This window comes from Maritalea sp., from assembly GCF_047634455.1.
Taxonomy (GTDB): Bacteria; Pseudomonadota; Alphaproteobacteria; order Rhizobiales; family Devosiaceae; genus Maritalea.
Genome location: NZ_JBLIAI010000106.1, coordinates 1 through 4,758, shown reverse-complemented (window position 1 = coordinate 4,758; position 4,758 = coordinate 1). Strand labels below are relative to the sequence as shown.

Genomic DNA, 4,758 nt, shown 5'->3' with positions numbered 1-4,758 from the left:
AACGATCAAATTTGTTGGCGATGATGGCGCAGAAATCGAACATGAAGTGTTTGACGCACCAAGCTCAGGCGTTGCAATGGCAATGTACAACTTGGACGATTCAATCAAGGATTTTGCCCGCGCTTCACTGAACTACGCTCTACAACGCGGCGTCCCTTGTTATCTTTCAACAAAGAACACAATTTTGAAAGCCTATGATGGCCGTTTCAAAGACCTGTTCCAAGAAGTTTTCGAAGCAGAATTTGCTGACGCTTATGCTGAAAAGAAAATCTGGTATGAACACCGTTTGATCGACGACATGGTGGCTTCAGCCCTTAAATGGTCTGGCGGCTACGTTTGGGCCTGTAAGAACTATGATGGCGACGTTCAATCAGACATCGTAGCTCAAGGTTTTGGCTCGTTGGGTCTAATGACTTCAGTTTTGATGTCACCAGATGGCAACACAGTTGAATCAGAAGCGGCACACGGCACAGTGACACGTCACTACCGTCAGCACCAAAAGGGTGAAGCAACTTCAACCAACTCAACAGCGTCAATCTTTGCTTGGACACGTGGCTTGGCTCACCGTGCAAAACTTGATGACAATGCTGAATTGGCAAAGTTCGCAACAACGCTTGAAGAGACGGTGGTCAGCACGATCGAAAGTGGTGGCATGACCAAAGATTTGGCACTGCTCGTTGGCCCAGAACAAGAATGGCTCTCAACAATTGGCTTCCTTGAAGCAATTGATCAGAACCTTCAAAAAGCAATGGCGTAACGCCAAATAGCTATAAACGACTACTGAACCGCTCACACGCTGGTGTGGGCGGTTTTATTTTGCCATATTGGACGCCAATCAAGATGGGGCTCAAAATGACAGGACTTGCGCACGAGGGTAGATGCCTGTGTGGAGAAATTGTTTTCCACGTAAATGCCGAACCAATTCACACCACAATTTGCCATTGCAAAATGTGCCAACGATCAACCGGATCAAACTATCTGATCGAACCAATTTTTAAACTGGAAAACTTGGACGTGTGCGAGGGACAAACCACTGTCTATACGCATATTTCTGACGTCAGCAAATTGGCGTTACACATCAATTTTTGCAAAAAATGTGGCACCAAACTCTTCCAGACTTTTGAAAGGTTTCCTGAAGTTGTTGGCGTATTTGGTGGAACGTTCGATAACCCGAACTGGTTCTCAAGAACCAAAGAAAACACGCGCCATATCTTTGTGGCCTCTGCAGCAAAGGACACCGTTTTGCCAGCGGGTTTTGCGCTTTATGACCAACACACTGCCGATGCGGAAACCGGCGAAAAACTTAAACCTTACTTGCTCAGTGCGCACAAAATGGTCGACTGATTTTTGCTCTATTGTGTTTGCAAACGCTCTTTTGCGATGGCGCGAAAGTCCAATTCTAATTGCTTATTTTGCAGCAGCAGATAATTAAAATCCTGCGCATCAAGCTCTAGCAAATCGCACACTGTGGCTGTTTTTGCTGACAACATGTTTAGGTCTTTCGCCAACAAAGCCGTTTCGCCAAAATGCTCACCAGTACTCAAACGCAGGGTCTGTCCGCCCGTTTTCACCACCACTTCACCAGACACAATAAAATACATTGCGTCTGTTACGTCCCCTTCGCGCACAATTGTTGTGCCTTTGGGCAGGTGTCGTGACCTGAGCAGTTCCATGATCTCTGCGATCTCTCCAGCGTCGAGCTTTGAAAAAAGGTCGACTTTGGAAATCATATTCCACGTCACAACAAAGTTTCGTCGGTTGACCTCCATCGCAAACCCATTCGACAAAATGCCGATTGGTAACGCAAAAATGCCCACACCGAAGATCATAATGAGACCCGCAAACCACTTGCCAAGCGCGGTTGCTGGAATGACGTCGCCATAACCAATAGTTGTCAGCGTCGCCATTGCCCACCACATCGCCGATGGAATATCTCCAAACTCTTCTGGTTGCACATGTCCTTCAATCGCATACATGCCTGACGCTGCGATGAGCAAAAGCGCAGTTAAGATCAGCAGCACCCCCATGAGCGAGCGACCTTCGCGGCTTAATACACGGCCAAACAGCTGAAAAGCCGACGAATAGCGCGCGATGCGCAAGAACCGGAGCATGCTGAGTACCCGCAAAATACGCAGGTCAACGCCGCTGCCCGGCCCCACATAAAACGGCAATATGGCAATGAGATCAATCAGCGCCATCGGAGTTACTATGTAACGTAGTCGAGACCATACAGGATGGCCATCACGCCTGAGCGGATGCTCCACGCAGACCCAAACCCGCGTTACATATTCCGCCGAGAATACCACAACGGAAACGTACAAAACAAAATCAAGTCCGGCTTGGTATTCAAGCGCAATCTCGTCAACAGTGCCCAGTACGAAAGCCAACGCGTTCAGAATAATCAGTGCAATCAACACAACATCGCTAATTAGCGATGCCCGGTCACCGCCCGCAGCGGGCTCCAAAATTTCGAACCATCTACGGCGAAGTTTCTGCAATCGGGTACGTGCCATGACATTCCACCTTTCGATTGCTAGCAATATTCGCTGAAAACTCTAAATATCACGTTGCTAAGAATTTGTGCCAGATTGCCACGCGGAATCTTCATGAGCCAACACTGCAAAATCACCAAGCAAACATATCTGCCGGCGCTATACCCAGGTGGTACTCAGCTTTTCTACGACCAATGAGGAAGCACGCTGAGGGCCAAGGCGTAACGAGAACGCGTGTGATGTGTGGACCAACCACATCGAGCTGATCGGCCCACCCCTCATCAAAGAACTAACCAGCAATCGCGGCGCGGATCGCATCAATCGCTGCGCTGGCCTTGGCACCGTCTGGGCCACCACCTTGCGCCATATCAGGTCGGCCACCGCCGCCTTTACCGCCGACAGCTTCAACGCCCACTTTTACAAAGTCGACCGCGCTGTACTTGCCCTTTAAATCATCCGTCACGCCGACCGCAATGCCCGCTTTTCCGTCTTCAGAAACGCCCGCTATGGCCACAATTCCTGATTTGATTTGCGCTTTGCCTTGATCAACGAGCCCACGTAATTCGCGTGTTGGAATACCTTCTGCCACCCGGCCAACAAATGAAATGCCCGCGATTTCTTCTGGGCCATTATCACCTGATTCGCCGCCGCCCATGGCCAACTTCTGGCGCGCTTCGCTCAATTGTTTTTCGAGTTGCTTGCGTTCTTCAATCAGCGCATCAACACGTACCAGTGCATCGCGAGGTGCAACTTTCAATCGCTCAGCAATTTCTTTGACCGTCCTGTCCTGCGCATCAAGATAGGCCCGAGCACCTGACCCCGTAAGAGCTTCAAGCCTGCGCACACCAGAGGCAACTGCGGTTTCACCAATCACTTTGACCAAACCGATTTCGCCAGTGTTGCGCACGTGGGTACCGCCGCATAATTCCATAGAATATGTCTTGCCCACCTTGTCCCCTTCAAGGGCTTTCCCCATCGAAACCACGCGAACTTCTTCACCGTATTTTTCGCCAAATAGCGCCATTGCGCCAGCTTCTTTGGCTTCATCAACACCCATCAATCGTGTTTCAACCGATGAATTTTGCACAATGATCGCATTGGCCAAGCGTTCGATATTCGCAATATCCTCGTCACTCACAGCCTTGGTATGTGAAAAGTCAAACCGCAAACGATCAGGGGCAACAAGTGAGCCTTTTTGAGCCACGTGAGGACCCAGCGTTTCGCGCAACGCCTCGTGCAACAAATGTGTTGCCGAATGATTGGCACGAATGGCGGTGCGCCGCGCCGCATCAACTCGCATATCGAGCGGTTGCCCAACTTTGACTGCGCCGGACATGACTTTCGCCGCATGGGCAAAAACTTTGCCCACATGCTTGCTCACATTGGTAATGTTAACAGACGTCTGTTCCCCTTGCGCCACGCCGTGGTCCCCCACTTGACCGCCACTTTCTGCATAGAACGGGGTTTGATTGAGAACAATGTAGCCCTCTTCACCCGCATTGAGAGTACCAACCTCAACACCGTCTTTGATGATGGCCGTAACAACGCCTTCAGCCCGTTCATGTTCATAGCCCAAAAACTCAGTGGCGCCTGCTTTGTCCGCAATGCCAAACCAAATAGCCTCATTGGCAGCATCGCCAGAGCCACTCCAATTGGCGCGTGCTTCGGCCTTTTGTGCGTCCATAGCAGCATCAAAACCTGCTTGATCCACCTCGACACCGCGTTGGCGCAATGCATCTTGTGTCAAATCCAGGGGAAAGCCATATGTATCGTAAAGTTTGAAAGCGGTGCCACCATCAAGCACATCACCCTCACCCAACGCGGCGCTCTCTTCCTCCAAAATCGATAGGCCACGGCTGAGCGTTTTAAGGAAACGTTCCTCTTCCAGTCGCACCGTTTCTGCAATCATCTGCTCGCCATGCACCAATTCGGGATAGGCCTGCCCCATCTCGCGCACCAATGTTGGCACAACAGAATGGATTACAGGCTTGCTGGTGCCCAACAATGTTGCATGGCGCATAGCGCGGCGCATAATCCGGCGCAGCACATAGCCACGGCCTTCATTTGAGGGCAAAACCCCTTCTGCAATCAAAAATGACATCGAACGCAAGTGGTCAGCAATAACGCGACGACTTTGGTCACCCCCATCAGCGATATCTGTGTTGGTGACATTGGCCACATCCGCAAGCAACGTCTTGAACATATCGGTTTGATAGTTGTCATGGGTGCCTTGCATCAGTGCTGCAAAACGCTCAAGGCCCATGCC

The 4,758-nt window shown here is 50.5% G+C and carries 4 protein-coding genes; 2 read left to right on the top strand and 2 right to left on the bottom strand.

Annotated elements, in window-relative coordinates; translation table 11 throughout:
* Positions 1–757: NADP-dependent isocitrate dehydrogenase (locus tag ACJAZW_RS15150; protein WP_415159601.1), on the top strand; the 757-nt coding region annotated here is incomplete at its 5' end.
* A gap of 95 nt (positions 758–852) precedes the next feature.
* A complete protein-coding gene (locus tag ACJAZW_RS15145) occupies positions 853–1,344 on the top strand; it encodes a GFA family protein (protein WP_415159599.1) in 492 nt (163 codons plus the stop codon).
* An 8-nt stretch (positions 1,345–1,352) separates the two neighbouring features.
* On the opposite strand, the gene ACJAZW_RS15140 is transcribed toward ACJAZW_RS15145, so the two are convergent.
* Positions 1,353–2,513 carry a cyclic nucleotide-gated ion channel gene (locus tag ACJAZW_RS15140; protein WP_415159597.1) on the bottom strand — a complete coding sequence of 387 codons (1,161 nt, stop codon included), beginning with the start codon at positions 2,511–2,513 and terminating at the stop codon, positions 1,353–1,355.
* 268 nt (positions 2,514–2,781) lie between these two features.
* Positions 2,782–4,758: alanine--tRNA ligase (gene alaS / locus ACJAZW_RS15135; RefSeq protein ID WP_415159595.1), on the bottom strand; the 1,977-nt coding region annotated here is incomplete at its 5' end.

What these genes read in the sequence shown, in the direction of transcription:
- ACJAZW_RS15145 (WP_415159599.1), top strand. Translation starts at nt 853, where the DNA reads ATGACAGGACTTGCGCACGAGGGTAGATGCCTGTGTGGAGAAATTGTT.
- ACJAZW_RS15140 (WP_415159597.1), bottom strand. Translation starts at nt 2,513, where the DNA reads ATGGCACGTACCCGATTGCAGAAACTTCGCCGTAGATGGTTCGAAATT.